Annotated in this window: 19 protein-coding genes and 1 tRNA gene; 15 read left to right on the top strand and 5 right to left on the bottom strand. The window is 67.6% G+C overall.

Annotated elements, in window-relative coordinates; translation table 11 throughout:
- Positions 1-100 precede the first annotated feature (100 nt).
- On the top strand, positions 101-3,568 hold the full coding sequence (gene cydD, locus ACFWCK_RS12075; protein WP_378806038.1) for a thiol reductant ABC exporter subunit CydD: 3,468 nt from the start codon (positions 101-103) through the stop codon (positions 3,566-3,568).
- Between the two features lie 32 nt (positions 3,569-3,600).
- Here cydD and ACFWCK_RS12070 read toward each other — a convergent pair whose 3' ends face one another.
- The gene (locus tag ACFWCK_RS12070; protein WP_233311151.1) at positions 3,601-3,972 is read right to left on the bottom strand and encodes a DUF4406 domain-containing protein; all 372 of its coding nucleotides are present in this window, start codon (positions 3,970-3,972) and stop codon (positions 3,601-3,603) included.
- A 47-nt stretch (positions 3,973-4,019) separates the two neighbouring features.
- On the opposite strand from ACFWCK_RS12070, the gene ACFWCK_RS12065 reads away from it, so the two are divergent.
- Positions 4,020-4,775: a DeoR/GlpR family DNA-binding transcription regulator gene (locus ACFWCK_RS12065; protein WP_378806037.1), complete on the top strand. Its 756-nt coding sequence runs from the start codon at positions 4,020-4,022 to the stop codon at positions 4,773-4,775.
- 27 nt (positions 4,776-4,802) lie between these two features.
- Here the strand turns inward: ACFWCK_RS12065 and ACFWCK_RS12060 are convergent, their stop codons facing one another.
- A complete protein-coding gene (locus ACFWCK_RS12060; protein ID WP_378806036.1) occupies positions 4,803-5,579 on the bottom strand; it encodes a hypothetical protein in 777 nt (258 codons plus the stop codon).
- Between the two features lie 121 nt (positions 5,580-5,700).
- On the opposite strand from ACFWCK_RS12060, the gene ACFWCK_RS12055 reads away from it, so the two are divergent.
- Together ACFWCK_RS12055 and ACFWCK_RS12050 are read left to right on the top strand one after the other, a co-directional pair.
- A complete protein-coding gene (locus ACFWCK_RS12055) occupies positions 5,701-6,753 on the top strand; it encodes a hypothetical protein (protein ID WP_378806035.1) in 1,053 nt (350 codons plus the stop codon).
- 192 nt (positions 6,754-6,945) lie between these two features.
- Positions 6,946-7,036 (top strand) — tRNA-Ser (locus tag ACFWCK_RS12050).
- A gap of 49 nt (positions 7,037-7,085) precedes the next feature.
- Here ACFWCK_RS12050 and ACFWCK_RS12045 read toward each other — a convergent pair.
- Together ACFWCK_RS12045 and ACFWCK_RS12040 are read right to left on the bottom strand one after the other, a co-directional pair.
- Positions 7,086-8,258: a tyrosine-type recombinase/integrase gene (locus ACFWCK_RS12045; protein WP_378806034.1), complete on the bottom strand. Its 1,173-nt coding sequence runs from the start codon at positions 8,256-8,258 to the stop codon at positions 7,086-7,088.
- The gene (locus ACFWCK_RS12040; protein ID WP_378806033.1) at positions 8,251-8,877 is read right to left on the bottom strand and encodes a helix-turn-helix domain-containing protein; all 627 of its coding nucleotides are present in this window, start codon (positions 8,875-8,877) and stop codon (positions 8,251-8,253) included. Before ACFWCK_RS12040 ends, ACFWCK_RS12045 begins: the two co-directional genes overlap by 8 nt.
- A 277-nt stretch (positions 8,878-9,154) precedes the next feature.
- Between ACFWCK_RS12040 and ACFWCK_RS12035 the strand changes: the two genes are divergently transcribed.
- The 10 genes from ACFWCK_RS12035 (at position 9,155) to ACFWCK_RS11990 (ending at position 15,137) form a co-directional block, all read left to right on the top strand.
- Positions 9,155-9,370: a helix-turn-helix transcriptional regulator gene (locus ACFWCK_RS12035; protein WP_378806032.1), complete on the top strand. Its 216-nt coding sequence runs from the start codon at positions 9,155-9,157 to the stop codon at positions 9,368-9,370.
- Complete coding sequence (locus ACFWCK_RS12030) at positions 9,367-9,555, top strand: hypothetical protein (RefSeq protein WP_378806031.1); 189 nt, start codon at positions 9,367-9,369, stop codon at positions 9,553-9,555. The genes ACFWCK_RS12035 and ACFWCK_RS12030 overlap by 4 nt, the downstream gene beginning before the upstream one ends.
- Positions 9,552-10,025: an ImmA/IrrE family metallo-endopeptidase gene (locus ACFWCK_RS12025; protein ID WP_378806030.1), complete on the top strand. Its 474-nt coding sequence runs from the start codon at positions 9,552-9,554 to the stop codon at positions 10,023-10,025. The genes ACFWCK_RS12030 and ACFWCK_RS12025 overlap by 4 nt, the downstream gene beginning before the upstream one ends.
- Positions 10,016-10,210, top strand: a complete 195-nt coding sequence (locus ACFWCK_RS12020; protein ID WP_378806029.1) for a hypothetical protein — start codon at positions 10,016-10,018, stop codon at positions 10,208-10,210. The genes ACFWCK_RS12025 and ACFWCK_RS12020 overlap by 10 nt, the downstream gene beginning before the upstream one ends.
- Complete coding sequence (locus ACFWCK_RS12015) at positions 10,207-10,878, top strand: hypothetical protein (RefSeq protein WP_378806028.1); 672 nt, start codon at positions 10,207-10,209, stop codon at positions 10,876-10,878. The genes ACFWCK_RS12020 and ACFWCK_RS12015 overlap by 4 nt, the downstream gene beginning before the upstream one ends.
- A gap of 457 nt (positions 10,879-11,335) precedes the next feature.
- Positions 11,336-11,473 carry a hypothetical protein gene (locus ACFWCK_RS12010; protein ID WP_378806027.1) on the top strand — a complete coding sequence of 46 codons (138 nt, stop codon included), beginning with the start codon at positions 11,336-11,338 and terminating at the stop codon, positions 11,471-11,473.
- A gap of 193 nt (positions 11,474-11,666) precedes the next feature.
- On the top strand, positions 11,667-12,026 hold the full coding sequence (locus ACFWCK_RS12005) for a helix-turn-helix domain-containing protein (protein WP_378806026.1): 360 nt from the start codon (positions 11,667-11,669) through the stop codon (positions 12,024-12,026).
- Between the two features lie 396 nt (positions 12,027-12,422).
- Positions 12,423-13,259, top strand: a complete 837-nt coding sequence (locus tag ACFWCK_RS12000; RefSeq protein WP_378806025.1) for a hypothetical protein — start codon at positions 12,423-12,425, stop codon at positions 13,257-13,259.
- 213 nt (positions 13,260-13,472) lie between these two features.
- The gene (locus ACFWCK_RS11995) at positions 13,473-14,357 is read left to right on the top strand and encodes a DNA-processing protein DprA (RefSeq protein ID WP_378806024.1); all 885 of its coding nucleotides are present in this window, start codon (positions 13,473-13,475) and stop codon (positions 14,355-14,357) included.
- Positions 14,358-14,582: 225 nt separating this feature from the next.
- On the top strand, positions 14,583-15,137 hold the full coding sequence (locus ACFWCK_RS11990) for a hypothetical protein (RefSeq protein WP_378806023.1): 555 nt from the start codon (positions 14,583-14,585) through the stop codon (positions 15,135-15,137).
- Between the two features lie 19 nt (positions 15,138-15,156).
- Here ACFWCK_RS11990 and ACFWCK_RS11985 read toward each other — a convergent pair whose 3' ends face one another.
- Entirely contained in the window at positions 15,157-15,687 is a 531-nt protein-coding gene (locus ACFWCK_RS11985) for a hypothetical protein (RefSeq protein ID WP_378806022.1), read from the bottom strand.
- Positions 15,688-15,955: 268 nt separating this feature from the next.
- Between ACFWCK_RS11985 and ACFWCK_RS11980 the strand changes: the two genes are divergently transcribed.
- On the top strand, positions 15,956-16,276 hold the full coding sequence (locus ACFWCK_RS11980) for a hypothetical protein (protein ID WP_378806020.1): 321 nt from the start codon (positions 15,956-15,958) through the stop codon (positions 16,274-16,276).
- Positions 16,277-16,330 lie beyond the last annotated feature (54 nt).

Below are 16,330 nucleotides of genomic sequence, written 5' to 3'. Positions count from 1 at the left end.
ATCGAATCACCGGATCCGATCCTGCAGGCGTCGCAAGGTCGTGCAAGCGTCGCAGCTACCGGCGGATGGCCGCGTCGAGGCAGAACCGGTGGGAGAGCCGATGAAGCCGATCGATCCGCGACTGCTGCGGTGGGCGCCCGCCGCGCGCACCTATCTCGCGGTCTCCGCGGGCATCGCCCTGGTGCAGACCGCGGTCACGATCGCCTTCGCGGGCCTGCTGGCGGCGGGCATCACGGACGTGGCCTCCGGCCGCTCGCCGCTCGGTCACGTGCCGTTGCTCGCGCTCGTGGTTCTGGTGCGCGCCGCGCTGCTCTGGGTGTCGGAGGCGTGGGGCGCCCGCGCGGCCGCGCAGGCCGGGCGCGAACTGCGCACGGCGCTGCTCGACGCGATCTCCCGCCGCGGCCCCGCGTGGCTCGGCTCGCGCAACCGCGCTGCGCTCGCCGTGACGGCGGGGCACGGACTCGACGCGCTGGATCCGTACTTCTCCCGCTACATCCCGCAGCTCGTGCTGACGGCGATCGCGACGCCGATCATCGTCGCCGTGATGTGGTGGCAGGACTGGCCGAGCGGGCTCGCGGCCCTCGTCACGCTGCCGCTCATCCCGCTGTTCCTCATCCTCATCGGCATCGCGACGCGCAGCGTGCAGCGCAAGCAGCTGCAGGTGCTGCACACGCTCGCGGCGCGCTTCGCCGACACGGTGCAGGGCCTCGCCACGCTGCGGGTGTTCGGACGCGAGCGCCGCGCGGCCACCCGGATGCGGGAGACCGCCGAGCAGTACCGCCGCGAGACCATGCGGGTGCTGCGGTACTCGTTCCTCTCCGGCTTCGCGCTCGAGCTGCTCTCGTCGTTGGCGGTGGCGATCATCGCCGTGTCGGTGGGACTGCGCCTGCTGGGCGGCGAGCTGAGCCTCGGCGTCGGGCTCTTCGTGCTGCTGCTGGCGCCCGAAGCCTTCCTGCCGCTGCGTCAGGTGGGGGTGCAGTTCCACGCCGCGGCCGAGGGCGTCGCCGCGACCGAGGACGTCTTCGAGGTGCTCGAAGCGGATCCCTCCACTGTTCGAAGCGCGCACTTTGCTGCTGATGGGCCCGGAATCCAGCAATTCGCGCGCTTCGAAACAGGAGGGGCGGTCCGGCTGGTCGTCGACGGGGTCGCCGTGCGGCACGGATCGCTGCGCCTTCCAGAGGTCACCTTCACGGCCGAGCCCGGCACTGTCACGCTCCTCGAGGGGCGGAGCGGATCCGGCAAGTCGAGTCTGCTCGCGGCTCTGCGCGGCGGGGCGACGTACGACGGCGCCATCCGCGTCGGGGGTGCGGCGGTGCGTCACGGCGCAGGCGAGGTCGCGGGCGGGGATGCAGCGGATCCGGATCCGGCCGCCTGGCTCGCGTGGGCCGGTCAGCGCCCCGGGCTCATCCGCGGCACGATCGCCGCGAACGTCGCGCTCGGCGACCCTGCCCCCGATCTCGCCCGCGTGCGGAGCGCGCTCGCCGCCGCGGCCGCGGCCGAACTGGATCCGGATCAGGTGCTCGGTGTGCAGGGCGCCGGCCTCTCCGGCGGTCAGGCGCAGCGCGTCGCCGTGGCCCGCGCCCTGTACCGGCTCGGATCCGGTGCGCGTGTGCTCGCCCTCGATGAGCCGTCGAGTGCCCTCGACGCCGTGACCGAGCATCGGCTGTGGCACGCGGTGCGCCGCGCGGCGGATGACGGGGCGACGGTGCTGCTGGTCTCGCACCGGGAGTCGGCCCGTGCGATCGCCGACCAGATCGTGCGGATCGGAGACGACCCGGTCGTCGCTCCCGTCGCCGCGGTCTCGATCGATCCGGCAGATGCGACCGTCGCCGGTACGGCGGGTGCCCGCTCGAACCCTGCGGACGCCTCATCGACGACAGCGGCGTCGGATCCGGATCCGATCCCGGATCTCCCGGACACGGTCGGCGGGATCCTGCGCCTCGCGATGCCCCGGACGCGACGGTTCCTGCCCGCGCTCCTCGCCGGGATCGTCTCGGCGGCGGCCGCGGTCGGCCTGCTGCTGGTGAGCGGATGGCTCATCGTCACCGCGTCGCTCGTCGACAACCTCGTGCCGCTCTCCGTCGCGATCGTCGGCGTGCGCTTCTTCGCCGTCACCCGGGCCGTCACGCGGTATCTCGAGCGCCTCATCGGCCACGATGCCGCGCTCGGCCGCCTCGCGGATCTGCGGGCGGCGGTCGTGCGCCGGCTCACCCCGCTGGCGCCGGCGGGACTGGGGTCCACGGACCGCGGCTCGGTGCTCGCCGCCCTCGTCGACGACGTGGAGAACCTGCAGAATCTGCCTCTGCGCGTGGTGCAGCCGCTGCTGACCGGCGGGGTCGTGGCCCTCGTCTCGATCGGAGTCCTCGCCGTCATCGCTCCCGCCGCAGCTCTTGCGCTCGCGGTCTGCCTGGTGATCGCCGTCCTCGGCGCGGTCGTGCTCGGCGGCATCGTCGGCGGCCGGGCCGAGCGCGCCCTCAGTCGCGACCGGGCGGAGCTCGCCGGCGCCCTCGTCGACGAGCTCACCGCCCTCGACGTGCTCCAGGCCTACGGTGCGGAGCGCGTCGCCCGCGAACGGATCGGGGCTGCGGACGACGCGCTGCGGCGCACGGCCACCCGCGCCGCTGTGGCGCAGGCGCTGTCCTCGGCGCTCGTGTCGATCGCGGCCGGTTTCGCGTCGATCTGGGCGCTCGCCGTCGCCGCGCCCGGGCAGGCCGGAGGCGCCGTCGATGCGCCCTGGTTCGCGGTTGCGGTGCTGCTGCCCATGGCGGTGTTCGACGTGTTCTCGGCCGTGCCGCAGGCCGCCTCGGCGTGGCGCGGCGTGCGCGCCGGTGCGGAGCGGATCCACGCCCTCCTGCCCTCCGCGCTGCCGGCCGAGGTGCGCGGCGACGAGGGCGAGGGATGCATCGAGGACGGCGCGCTGCGCCTCCGCGGCGTGACCGCGTCGTGGCCGGGCGCCCGCACCCCCTCGCTGCACGACCTCGACCTGGACGTCGCGCCGGGGGAGCGGGTCCTCGTCACCGGATCCAGCGGCGCGGGCAAGACCACGCTCGCCGCCGTCCTCGTCGGGTTCCTGCGCTTCGACGGCTCCTACCGCATCGGCGACAGCGATGCGGGCGGTGCGCCGGGACCCGAGCTGCGTCGCCATGTCGGGCTGTGCGAGCAGGATCCGATGCTGTTCGACGAGGACATCCGGCAGAACCTGCTCTTCGCCCGCGAGACCGCGACCGATGACGAGCTGATCGCCGTGCTCGACCGGGTGGGGCTCGGACCCTGGGTGCGGGAGCGAGGCGGGCTCGACGCGCGGGTCGGGGAGCGCGGTGCCCTGGTCTCGGGCGGTCAGGCCCAGCGCATCGCGCTCGCTCGCGCGATCCTGCGCGACTTCCGGGTGCTCGTGCTGGACGAGCCGACGGCGGGGGTGGATCCCGAGGCGTCCGACGCGCTGCTGCGCGATCTGCTGGGCGCGGCCGGATCCCAGACCGTCGTGCTCGTCTCGCACGTGGAACCCCCGGCCGGCACGATCGATCGCACGGTCCGGCTCGACGCGGGGCGGATCCTGCCCGTCGGCTGACGCCGCCCCACGTCCTCACCGTGAGCGTGAGCTCAGGCGGCGATCCCCGGGACCTCGTCGAGACGGCGATAGACCGGGATCCCGCGCCCCTCGGCGATCGCGACGTCCTGGTCTGCTCCGCGGGATTCGCCGGGCAGGCGCAGCACCGCATCGCAGTGCTGCAGCAGCCGCTCCGCGGTCGGGTACATCACCTCGGTGGCGAGCGGGTCGCCGGGGCCGGTCGCGCCGGCGCTGGACAGCACGGGCAGTGCGACCCATTCGCCGATCATCGGGATGTGCCCGGCGCGGAAGATCGGCCATGCCGCCTCCTCGAGCCGGGTGAGGTTCTGCGCCATGAGGGCGGGGTCGCCGCCGGTTCCCGACGCGTAGGGGCCGGCGATGAGGATCATGAGTGGCTTGGTCATGTCGGGTACAATACAGCAGAAACGTGCACAAACATGAAGGAGTCGGAATGCTGGCTGCGGCGCGCAAGGAGATGCTGCTCGAGCGACTGCATCGCGACGGCAGGCTCGTGGCGAAGGACGTCGCCGCCGAACTGGGGCTGTCCGAGGACAGCATCCGTCGGGATCTGCGCGAGCTCGATGCCGCGGGCCTCGCGGTGCGCGTCTACGGCGGCGCGCTTCCGGCATCACCCGCCGTGGTGGACTACGGGCGGCGGGCTGCCGTGGCCCCCGACAGCAAAGCCCGTGTCGCGGCCGCCGCCGCGGCCCTCATCGAGCCGGGGGCGACGGTGATCCTCGACGGGGGCACCACGACCCTGGCGATGGTCGCCGAGATCCCGACCTCGCTGCCGTGCACGATCATCACGCACAGCCCCACGATCGCCGCCGCGCTGCTCGACCATGCCGCCGACGTGTTCCTCATCGGCGGGCAGCTGTTCAAGCATTCGGCGGTGGCATGCGGGGCGGCGGCCGTCGAGGCGGCGCAGCGGATCAGCGCAGACCTCTTCTTCCTCGGCGTCACCGGTGTGCATCCCACGGCCGGGCTGACCACCGGCGATCCGGAGGAGGCGGCGATGAAGCGTGCTCTCGCTTCGCGGGCCGCGGAGACCTATGTGCTCGCGAGCGAGGAGAAGGTCGGCACGGCGTCGCGCTACACCGTGCTGGCGCTGGACGAGGTGGCCGGCGTCGTCACCGACGCGGATCCGGCTGATCCGACCCTCCGGGAGCTCGAGGCGTCCGGGATCCGCCTCGTCGCGGCCGGCTGACCCGACCGCAGGACCTCCCTGGCGCGATCAGGGCCAGAGCGGCTCGGTGGGCTCCAGCACCTCGCCCAGCACCTCGAACGCCCGGCGGCGCTCCTCGATACGGCGATGCAGCTCGTGCTGTGCGGCGTCGACGACGGCCGGATCCAGCGGCACCGACGTCACGTCGGAGTGCGCGTGCCCGGCGGCGAGGTGCGCGTCGAGCTCAGGGCCCGAGGTCCATGACGTGATGAGCGCATACCGCGGCGCGGTGCCGCGATGCCAGACGGCGTGCCAGAAGCGCTGGGTGTCGACCACGATCCGAGAGCCCGCCGGCAGCGGAAGGCGCATCTCCGTGGCCGGGTCGAACCGATCCTCGCGGAGGATCAGCAGCGAGTCCGGGTCGTCGGTGAGGTTGTAGAACCCGCGCACCACCCAGCCGGTGCCATCGGGGTTGAGGCGGTTGTTGTCGTCCTGATGCAGGTTGTAGATCGCGTCGGCGTAGCTGTTCGGCTGCAGCTCGACCACGCGGCAGCGCCCGATGTTCGCGCCGGCCTCCTGCGCGCGCCGCATCAGCGTCGGCGCGAGCGCGGTCTGCGCCGTCACCCAGACGCCGTCCTTGTCGGTGCGCGGCGGGGTGTGGTTCCAGAAGCCGTTGCAGTCCGCCTCGCCGGAGTAGCTCGTGAGCGGCGCGAACCGGGTGACGCCGGAGGAGCGCCACGGCACGTATGCGAGATCGAGCCATTCGGCGGGATCGGCCGCCTGGTCGTGCGGATCCAGCACCGCGTATCCGGTCTTCTCGAGCGCGGGCGAGTGGATGTGCGACATGACGGCGTCCTCCGATCCGGGTTCCGGGGTCTTCTTAGGGCATCCTAACTCTCGCTGTGCGGCCGTGTGCGGAGCGCAACCGTGCAAAACCGACAGCGATGACCGCCCTACGCTTTCAGTCATGACGAACCCTCGCGGAGCGCTGCTGGTCGGCAGCGTCAACTACGACGATGCCGAGACCACCATGCGCACCGCGGCCGAGATCCTCGGGCCGCGGTTGCGCCGCATCCCGGACGGCGAGGTCGGGACCCGGTTCCACTGGATCATGTTCCAGCCCGACGTGCTGGGTCAGGCGGAGGGGATCGAACGCGTGGGCGCCGAGCGGATCCCCTTCGGGGCGGGGCTCGACGCCCGGCCGCTGCGGATCGGCGACGGTGTCGACGCGGCCGGGATCGCGCTGCCGCCACTCGGCTATGCAGCCGCGGCGCTCGCCTCCTATGAGGTCTTCCGTCGCCTGCGCGAGGAGGGGGCGATCGCCGACGGCATCCGCTTCCAGGTGTCGCTGCCCACACCGCTCGCCGTCATCTCCTCGTTCTTCGCCGGCGAGGACCGGGCGGCGATCGAGCCCGTCTACACGGCGGCGATCCTGCGGGAGCTCGCGGACATCCTCGCCGCGATCCCGCACGGCGACCTCGCGATCCAGTGGGATGTGGCCAGCGAGTTGGGCATCATCGAACGCGCGGCCGGATACGGGAAGGTCATGGAGGCGTGGTGGGCGGGTGACCCGTTCGACGGGCTCGTGGCGCGGCTGTCGGCGCTCATCGACGCGGTGCCGGCGGACGTCGAGGTCGGGGTGCACCTCTGCTACGGCGATGCTGCCGAGAAGCACTTCTTCGAGCCCGCCGACGCGGCGAACCTGGTCCGCTACGCGAACGCCGTCGCGGCGGCTGCCGCCCGCCCGCTCACCTGGTTGCACCTGCCGGTGCCGATCGAGCACGACGACGACGCCTACTTCGCTCCGCTCGACGCGCTCGCCGTGGGCGAGGGCACCGAGCTGTACCTCGGTCTCGTGCACCGCGAGGACGGTGCCGAAGGCGCCAGGCGCCGCATCGCAGCGGCCGCCGCGCACGCCGCCTCGTTCGGCGTCGCGACCGAGTGCGGCATCGGGCGCGCCCCGGCCGGATCCACCGAGGGCATTCTGCGCACGCACGCCGAGGTCGCCGCGGCCTGGTGATCCGATGCGGCGCGCACCAGCGCGACCGTGTCGACGACACGCGATCTTGTCGAGTGCACGACATCTCATCGAGCGCACGGGAATTCTGCGTCGATGAGCCGTGCACTCGACGGGATCCGGTGCGTTCGGCGACGCGCCCGGCCGGATCCCCTCGATTCGCGCTCGATCCCGCCGTCGCGTATGCTTTTCCGCGGTGACGTGTCCGAGCGGCCGAAGGTGCAACTCTCGAAAAGTTGTGTAGGGTAACCCCCTACCGTGGGTTCAAATCCCACCGTCACCGCCACATTGAAAGCCCCGCGATCCCTTGGAACATTGGGATTGCGGGGCTTTCGTCATGTCTGGAGAATGTCCCGTGCTAACAGGGTGCTAACACCGGATCCAGCGCGCGCCTTGTCGAGAGCCATCGCCACGGCGTCTAGGTCGTCGTCGAACAGCTCGCCATAGACGTCTAGAGTCATCGCGGCCGAAGCGTGCCCGAGCATCCGTTGCACAGCTTTCACGTTCGCGCCCGAGCTGATCGCCAGAGAGGCGGCGGTATGTCGCAGGTCGTGCGGCGTCACCCTCGGGAAGATCTCGCCAGGCTCCTCGCCGTGCTCTTCTGCATCTATGGCCGCCTTCTCGTCGGCTTCCTGCAGTCGTTTCACAGCGGCGGCGAACCAGCCATCGCGACTGTTCGGCAGCCGCATGTGCAGCCGCCCGTCGCCCCACAGCAGCTCGCCGGCCCGCTTGCCCTTGATCGCTTCGCCGATCGCGTTCTCGAGGAACGGTGGGAACGGCACCGAGCGCGACTCGTGAGTCTTCGGCGTGCCGACTTCAATCACGGTTCCGACCATGACAGCGTTCTCTTCGACCTTCACCCGGCGCCGCTTCATGTCGACGTGCTGTACCCGCAGCCCGGTCGCCTCGCCCCAGCGCAGGCCCGTGTATGCGAGAAACAGCACAAGATCCGGATGGGACGATTCGACGGCCAGCCGGTCGACCATCTCATGCGTGAGATAGATCTTCGCCTTCCGCCCTTTGCGTGGAAGTGTCACCTGCCGCGCCACGTTGCGCGCTACACGCCGATCGCGCGCCGCGACGTCCAGGAGGGCAGCGAGCACGCCGTAGGCCCGCAGAACCGTTGTAGCGCTCGATCCACTCGCCATTCCTGACACCCAGGCCTGCACGTCGCTGTGGCGAATGCGGCCGATCTCGACCTTGCCCCACTTCGGCTCAACGTGCGTTCGCCAGGCGGAATCGACAGATCGGTAGCTCGACGGTTTCATGACCGTCTTCTGACTCGCCAACCAGGTGTTGCCTAGCGAGCCAATCGTGGCCTTCGCATCGGCGGGGTCCACGTATTCGCCGCGATCTTTGGACACCTCAATGCTGCGCAAGTACGACTCAGCATCGGTCTTGCGAGTGAATCCGCGCTTCATCACCTGCTTGTTGTTCGGATCCCGGTACATCACCATGTATCGCGTCCGGGTATCCGACTTCACCGCGTACTTGTGGATGCTACCCATTGCCGTTCTCCGCGTTGGCCGCTTGGATCAGCCTCGCGACAGCTTCGGGTCCGCCGATCACCTGGATAATGGCGTCCCGGTCCCATTGATCAGCGCTAAGCACCGTGCCGCTATATCCCAACTCGGCTTCGTCGCCTGCGCGTCGCTCTAGCTCGCTCCGTAGATGACCAAGCATGTAGAGCGCGATCACTCGAAGAGGTGGCGCAAGCGTCATTTCCGTGTCCAACACGTCGTCCTCGTCGCGAGCGGGGTAGTCGGGTGTCACGGCGTCGGCTGTTGTTGCGAAGATGCTTAGCGCCTCGTAATACGCCCCCGCGCTTCGCATCAAGTCTGCGCGGGCGCGCTCGAGCAACGTTCGGGGCGCATCTAGCGCGCCAGCGCCAGAACCCGTCATGCGGTCGACTGTCTGGCCAACCGCGTTCGCGAGAGCAACAGCCTCACCCACGGTCACCTTTCGCTCTCCGCTCTCGATCCGCCCGATAGCCGTCGGGTGCAGCGTGATCCCATCCGCTGCGATCGCCTCAACGACGGCATCCTGGCTCAGCTTGGCCGCTTGTCGCGCCGCCTTGAATGACGGTCCAAAGGTGGCGTCGATTGGGTTTGCTCGGTTTCGTGCCATGCGACACAGACTAGCTGAAATCTCAGATAGGTTGCAGAAATCTCAGAAACCTGTTAGAAATGCAATAGAGCTGCTGAAACAGCAGATCAGGAGCGGCGGCCAGCGGACACGGTGGCGCCGGATACCGACAGCATCTTGACAACTCAACAGGGATCGGCCGGCGTCGTGACGAGAGTCCGCATGCAGGAGCCGATGGGAGCAGGTAACGCTCCCGCGTGGGTAGCGGCCAGGAGGCGTCCACGCGAACGTCATAGACCAAGTCAAGAAGGGAGCCGATGTGGCTACAGCAATCGATGTGAAGTACCTGACGCCGGAGCAGGTGTGCGAGATCGTGCCCGGGATGACGAAGAACAACCTGGGCCTGCTCCGATTCAGGGGGCGCGGCCCGAAATACCTGAAGCCGACCCCCCGAGTAGTTGTGTACCGCGAATCCGATGTCTTTGCGTGGCTCGAAGGATCCGAGCGCACTGGAACGGCGGAGAACGCCCGATGAGTGATGACTGGATGACGCCTCTTGCGGTCATGGAACTGACGGGGATCAGCGTCGGGAACCTCAAGAAGATGCGCTACGAGCGCCGAGGGATCCCGTTCTACAAGCCGACGCTGAAGACCGTCCTCTATGAGCGCGGCGAGGTCGATCGGTACATCCGCGGGTGCCGAGTCGAGGTAGTGCAATGACGGAAGCAAGGCCTTGGTTTGAGCCTCGGTACGCGTGCTTCAAGAAGCGATTCAGGCGACTCCGAGAGTCTGACCATCGGTTCAGAAAACTTCTCGGGATAGCCCGAGATCTCGGAGTACGTGTGCACGTCGCCGCTCTACCCGTAGGAAAACTAGGGTTCTACCGTCACCAGACAAGAGAGGTCTGGATCGACGTTGATCTTGCGCCGAGCGAGCTGCTCAGCACCTTCGCGCACGAAGTCGCACACGCGATCTACGGGCATGTCGACAGCGTGCCCGAGCAGGAAGCAGAAGCAGACCAATGGGCAGCTTTGTTCCTGATCGAAGATGACGAATGGCACGCGTACCTAGAAGCGCACGGAGGCTGCCAGGTGGCATTCCTCGCTGATTGCTTCGGCGTTGACGAGTCCGTGATACAGCTTCGCTGGGAGATCCACAAACAGCGGATTGAGGTAGCGCTATGCGCGTGATCTACAGCGGTGGTAACCGCATCGAGGTGGGTGTATCGAGCCGGTTCGAGGGACAGCGCACCGTGCGTCTGGCCGTGCCAGAAGGTGCCGCGCTGAGCGCAGACAGCGCTCGCACGGTGGCGGTAGCTCTCATCGAGCACGCAGCCTACGCCGAGCGCCGCAACCAGCAGCGAGCCGCGTCGTGATTCACCGCACAGCGCTGCGTTTTGATCGCGACTTCACGATCATGCCGAATGTCTGGGCACGCGATCGCCGGCTCAGTCGGAAAGCCCGTGGGCTGCTGGTTGAGCTGTTGTCGCATCAGCCGGGCTGGGCCGTGTCAGTCGCCACACTGGTAGGCGCTGGAACCGAAGGGCGTGATGCAGTACGGTCGGCCATCCGAGAGCTGGAGGAGGCCGGATATCTGGAGCGGATCCAGCAGACAGGAGCGGATGGGCGGTTCCAGAGTGTCGACTACGCCCTGAGCGATCCGTCGTCGGAAAATCCGACACCGGATGCTCCGCCCCCTAAGAAGACTATTGGGAAGAAGACCACCAGTAGAGAAGAGATTAGGTCGCTCGCGCAGCGACCGACACACTCGAGCCGCTTCGCTTCAGAGCCTCAGAAGGAGTACCTGAGAGATCTGATCATCCACAGCACGGGGGAGACTCCGAGCGCCGAGGACGAAGCATGGCTCGCCGATGTGAGCGCCGCCGATGCATGGCAGACGACGCGCGACATGCTCAGCGAGATGCCGCGGTACGACGACTACCAAGGGCCGCCTGCTGGATCGGCCGCGTTCGAGGAGCTAAGCGCTAAGGGCAAGCTCTGGGCGGACACGTCGATGCTCCCCGAAGGGGCGGCGATCACGTGAGCGACGCGCTCGATCTGGGCGCGCTTGAGGTCGACGAGTTCGCAGAGTTCTGGGCGGTCTATCCCCGGCACAAGGACCGTGCTCGAGCATCGGTCGCGTACGGCCGCGCTCGACGAGTTGCGACCGCAGCGCAGATCCTCGAGGCGGCGCGAGCGTACGCGGCGAGCGTCGCCGGACGACCGGCGTCTGAGAGACGGTGGGCGGTCGAGTGGCTTCGCGCCGAACCTTGGAGGCCTGAAGCTCCGCCGGTCAATCCGCCCGCCCCGACATGTCGTCGGAGGCGGGCGGATCCGTCTAAGCCGCGCCGGCTGCGCACGACTACCAGCGTGCGCCCGCTCACGGCTACCGAACAGCGCGACAAGTGGTGCCGCGAGCACGGTGTGACGGTGGAGGAGTACGAATCCCGGAAAGGGGACAAGCAATGGCTGGACAAGATCATTCGACGGGGGCTAGTGGCGTGACCGACCTCGAGGCGACGGCCCGGAAGGCAATCGACCAGTGTCCGCGCTGCCGCAGGCTCACCGAGCGTGAACGGGCGGCGCGGGCCGCGGACGTCGCGATCGATGTCCTGCAGCGCCGCCAGGTGCGCCGATGACAACCGGGGAAGCGATCGTGGAAGAACGCGCGCGGGAGAACAGGGCGTTGCACCGTGAGGTAGAACGGTGGCGTCGGATCGCACGCCTACAGGCAGCGCTCGATCATGCGAACGCCCGAGCCCGCCAATGGTGCACCGCTTGCCGACAAGCGGTCGGCATCGGTGCCTGGCCCGGTGAGCGCAAGGTGCGCAGATGACAGATCTCGACTACCTCGTTCCGGTCGCGGCCGGCGCCAACTTCATAGGCCGCAGCACGCGCACGGTTCGCCGATGGATCAACTCGGGTGAGATCCCGGTGCATCGAAGCGGAATGGTCCATCTCGACGACCTTGAGCGTGTTCGCGACGAGAACCAACAGCGCATGACTCGGCAAGAGACAGATGACTGGGTGACGAAGACGATCTGGCAGGGATCGTCGAGCGTCACGTTCACTGTGGGGCGCATGCTCGAAGCACTGGTGGACGATGCGCCCGATGCCGATTGGTCGACGCTGCGGATCACTGGCGGACCGAGTGGAGGATTCAAGGCCAGCGTCCGACTAGACCGGCCTTGACCGGCTTGGCCGATCCGCTCGGTAGGCTTCTGCCGTAGGCGTGAACTGGATGAGATCCGGAACACGCTTTTTTGCGCATCTGAACGCCGTCGTGGGATCGACTGATTCCACCGTGCAGACCGCGGGCCTTCGCCGGGCCGCGGATGCTCAGGCCTGTGAACGACCGCAGCTCAGCCCACATCCTTGCGATGGGACCGAGGCGCGGCGAACGCCCCCACCGCACCCCTACCCGTGTTCACAGGCACGGAGGGGCAACGACCCCCACGAGCAGCACCCGGCGAAGAACCCCGACTCTTCGCGCCAGGAGTGCCGCTCGTGGGGGTCTTTCTTGTACCCAGAACGCTTCACCGAAGCTACCGCCGGGGAATCCCCGGCAACCGGATGGAAGGAGCCCACATGGGCATGTACGAATTCAACCGCGCCGCGGACCTCGTCGAGAAGATCGCAGACGACCTGCACAACATCGCGCGGCAGTCATTCGACGCGGCCGGCGCCCGCCGCGATGCAGAGCGCCGCATGTCTCACATGATCGACACCTCGCGGATAACTCCGCAGACCAATCGGATGCTGAATGCTGAGGTCGCGCGAGTCCAGAAGGAGAGCGAATCTGCACTCGAGCGACAGGCCTTCGCTCTCGTGCAGCAGCTCCCGAGCGCGGAGGCGGAGCTTTCGCGAACCTTCGAGGAAGTGCGACCGAAACGCGACACCTCCACGACAACCGCGATCATGCTGTCGCAAGAGCGCTGGGAGGCAGCGAAGGCCATCATCGAATCCGGCCGATCGATCGAAACCGCACTCGAAGTCGCCGACATGGCCGGAGTCCTTGCCATCGAGGCATTCGCCCCCGACTACCTCTTCGCAGAATCGCGCCGCAGCACGCTCGGAAACCCGGGCGTCGATATCGCCGACATCAAGCGATCCGTCGACCTGAAGACGCGAGCGCGGATCATCGAACTTGCAGACGGTGCCGCTGCCGAAATCATGGCCAAGGCGCACCGCGCGAACGGATTCGTCGAGGTTGCCTGGGAGTGGGCAAATCACCTCGAGCGGCGCTTCCAGGGCCGAGCGAACGACGCCATGGGTACAGCCGTCACGGTGGCGTACATCCGCCGCGACTATGGCATCGACAAGACGCCCCGTCAGGAGCGCGACGAGAAGCAGAAGGCGCTCGGCGATGCCGCATCAAGCAAGCTACGCAGGGTCGAACACTGGGCACGGCGCGTCAGCGTGTGACTCCTCCTGCTCCCGCTGCTGGGGCGAGCGATCCGCGACGGCTCCCGCCCCGCAGAGGAGCACCGAAACGTAAGACAGCGGTGGGGCACGAGCCCCTGTGACAGGGGTCGCGTAGGCTAGGGCTGAGGTCAGCGCGACGATGTCCGTGGCCGGTGCGAGACTCTGATCCAGGAACGATGCGCACAGGTGCGAGTGAAAGAGAGGACTGCACACATGAGTGAAGAAGATGCTCTGCTCGCTCTTCTCTTTCACGCTGAGAAGCCGCTGACGGCCGCCGTTCTCCGCCGTCGTTTTGATGACGGAGAGGCACCGAGCGATGTTCTGACGAACGCAAGTGGACAGCTGTTCGATATCGATGCATCAGGTCTGCTGGCCGCGGCGAGTGAGACGCGCTCGGCGTGGGAGGCCGAAGGAATTACCCTCCTCACGCCGTTCTCAGATCGGTACCCCAGTCAGCTTCGGTCGGTGTATGACTACCCCCTTGTGCTGTTCTCGCGAGGCGTGATTCAGAACGACAGGCTTTCGGCCGCGATCGTTGGCAGCCGAGAGGTCACTCCGAACGGTATTGCGTTTGCTGATCAGCTGGCGGGATATCTGGCTGAAGACGGCATCACCGTCGTCTCAGGGCTGGCGCGGGGTGTCGATGGGACGGCGCATCGGGCTGCTCTTCGAGCGGGCGGTCGCACGGTGGCGGTGCTGGGCAACGGGCTCCGCAACGTCTATCCGGCTGAGCATCGAGAACTGCAGCAGCAGATCTCGGAGAGCGGTCTGCTTATCTCGCAGTTCCGTCCGGAGATGCGGCCCACAAGGCAGACGTTCCCACAGCGGAACATCACCATGAGCGCTTATAGCTCACTGACAGTGATTGCTGAAGCGTCGGAGAAGTCGGGCACGCGCATTCAGGCCGGCGCAGCGGTAAAGCACGCTAGGCCACTGGTCATTACAACCCAGGTCGCGGCTGGTACTTCATGGGGTCGCGAGTATGCAGCTGGTGGATTCGACGTAACGGTGGTCCGGGACGCTGAAGAAGCGCGAACTGCGGTTCGAGAGATTCTCGACCGAGATGAGCACGCACTTAAGTGGCTAGCTAGCGCGTGATGTGAAGTGACAGGTAGTCTCTCGGCGCGACGATTCGAGCGCGCGAACAAGATCCTCCCTCAGCTTGCGTTCAATCCCCTCCGTGATGAGCGGGTCTGCAGGGACTGCCTGGGTTCGCTCGATGCGATAGGCGTTGCGTTTTGCAACAGTTGCCGCGACCTCCGTGGTGTGAGCGGCGCTGAGCAGCTCGCCTCGCTGGTCGTGCCGCTGAGCTACGCCGGGGAGATGAACGAGCAGCTGCGACGTGATATCCGAAACTACAAAGACGGCTACAACGAGGATGTGCGGGCTGTTGCGCTGGCGAGGCTGTCGGCGCTGGTGTGGCACTTCTTCGAAGTACACGGTGCTTGCCTCGATTCGCTTGGCACGCCTGTCACGCACGTGACGCACGTACCGTCTGGCGCAGTCTCGCGACGAAGCGGGCCGCATCCGATCGAAGGTCTGCTGAGATTCGCGCCGCCCCACTGGGAACGCTTTGACCTCACGCGCACTGCAGACTCGACGACCAGGACCCTAGATCCACTCAGCCTGTCTGTCCCAGATATCAATCTGTCAGGCAGGCACGTCGTTGTGTTCGACGACACCTGGACGACCGGAGCAAAAGCCCAGAGCGCTGCACTTCGCGTGCGTCAGGCAGGCGCCGATCTCGTCTCGATTGTTGTGGCTGCGCGGATCCTAAATGTCGGATGGGGGCCAACCGCGCGTCTGTTGGAGCAGTATCCAAAGATTCCATGGCGTGGCGACGTGTGCCCGGTCACCGGAGGCGCATGCCCCTCCTAAGTGCCCGAGATGCGGGTCACTAGCTCAGCGTTGTGCGCGAAACGGCGAGTTCCGCGTCTCCTTCTCGGCGCCAGCGCACCTCGAGCACGAACGTGCCGCTGCCGCGATCATCGTACGTTCTGAGCCAATAGATCTCGACCGCGTCACCTGGGTGCATCGTGCTGGGCACCGGATTCGGATCTAGCATCAGCACCCCGGGGGCTCGCTCGAACGTCATGCTCACGTCGTGCACCGGATCATCACCATCGAGCCGAAGCATCACGGCGTCGCCGGTCGGCTTGTGGACCGGCTCAACCCGCCATGGGTCAGGCTTCTTGGAGGCGGCAGCCCTGGCATCTTCATGCTGCTGTCGCACTAGCTCGGCAATAGCAGCGAGAGCATCAGCGGTCTGCTGCTGTGCGCCTGCAGCGGCCTGTGCCGCGGACTCGGCAGAGCCCTGAGCCTGCTGAGCATCCAGCCGCGACCGTCTTGCTTCCAGCGCCTGCCACACGGCGATCGCTGCGGCTATGGCTGCCACGATCACCGCGCCCCAGCCCCAAGTCCATTCCATGCGCTGAGCGTACCGAGAACAACAGACACGCGATCATCGCGCTCCACCTCCCAGCGCTTCGGCTCAACGGTCGCACGGCTTCGAGGAACGTCGTCGCGAGCGACAGTACGAGACACGCTCTGTCGGCCAAGCGTGGCCGCGCGGATTCGCACCGGGAGCGGTGCTGGCAAGCCGTCGCAGAGGGGGTGGGGGACACCCCCTTGCCCTCCGGGCCGGGTACCGCCGGGGAGTCGACTTTTCTCTCTCCACATGAAAACGCGGAGGTCGTATGAGCGTTGAAGACGAGGTCACTGCGGAGCTTGATCGCCAGTGCGTTGCCGGGTGGGAGCGCGCCGCGGCGATCCGCCTGGCTGTGACGATCGACGATCGCGGCACTGCCTCAGCGGTCGCGCAGCTGCGGGATCTGATGTCGAAGCTTGTTGGCGCGGATCCGAGCGCGGCGGGCCCTGGCCTGGACGTGGTGGCGCGGATGAAGGCGCAGCTCCCGGCCGGCATGGTCGACATGGGCGCGCATCGCGTCCAGAAGACCAGTTCCGGCAACGGAAACCCGACAGCAGGGAAGGGGCGGATGAGTGCGAAGGTGCGTTGATTGCGACATGGCTCTGCCGATGCAGACTCGCGGTCGTCCGCGGCTGCGGTGCGC

The sequence above is a fragment of the Microbacterium sp. NPDC060117 genome (assembly GCF_042729315.1).
Lineage (GTDB): Bacteria > Actinomycetota > Actinomycetes > Actinomycetales > Microbacteriaceae > Microbacterium.
Note: the sequence above shows the minus strand (reverse complement) of the source record. Positions and strands in the feature narration are given on the sequence as shown.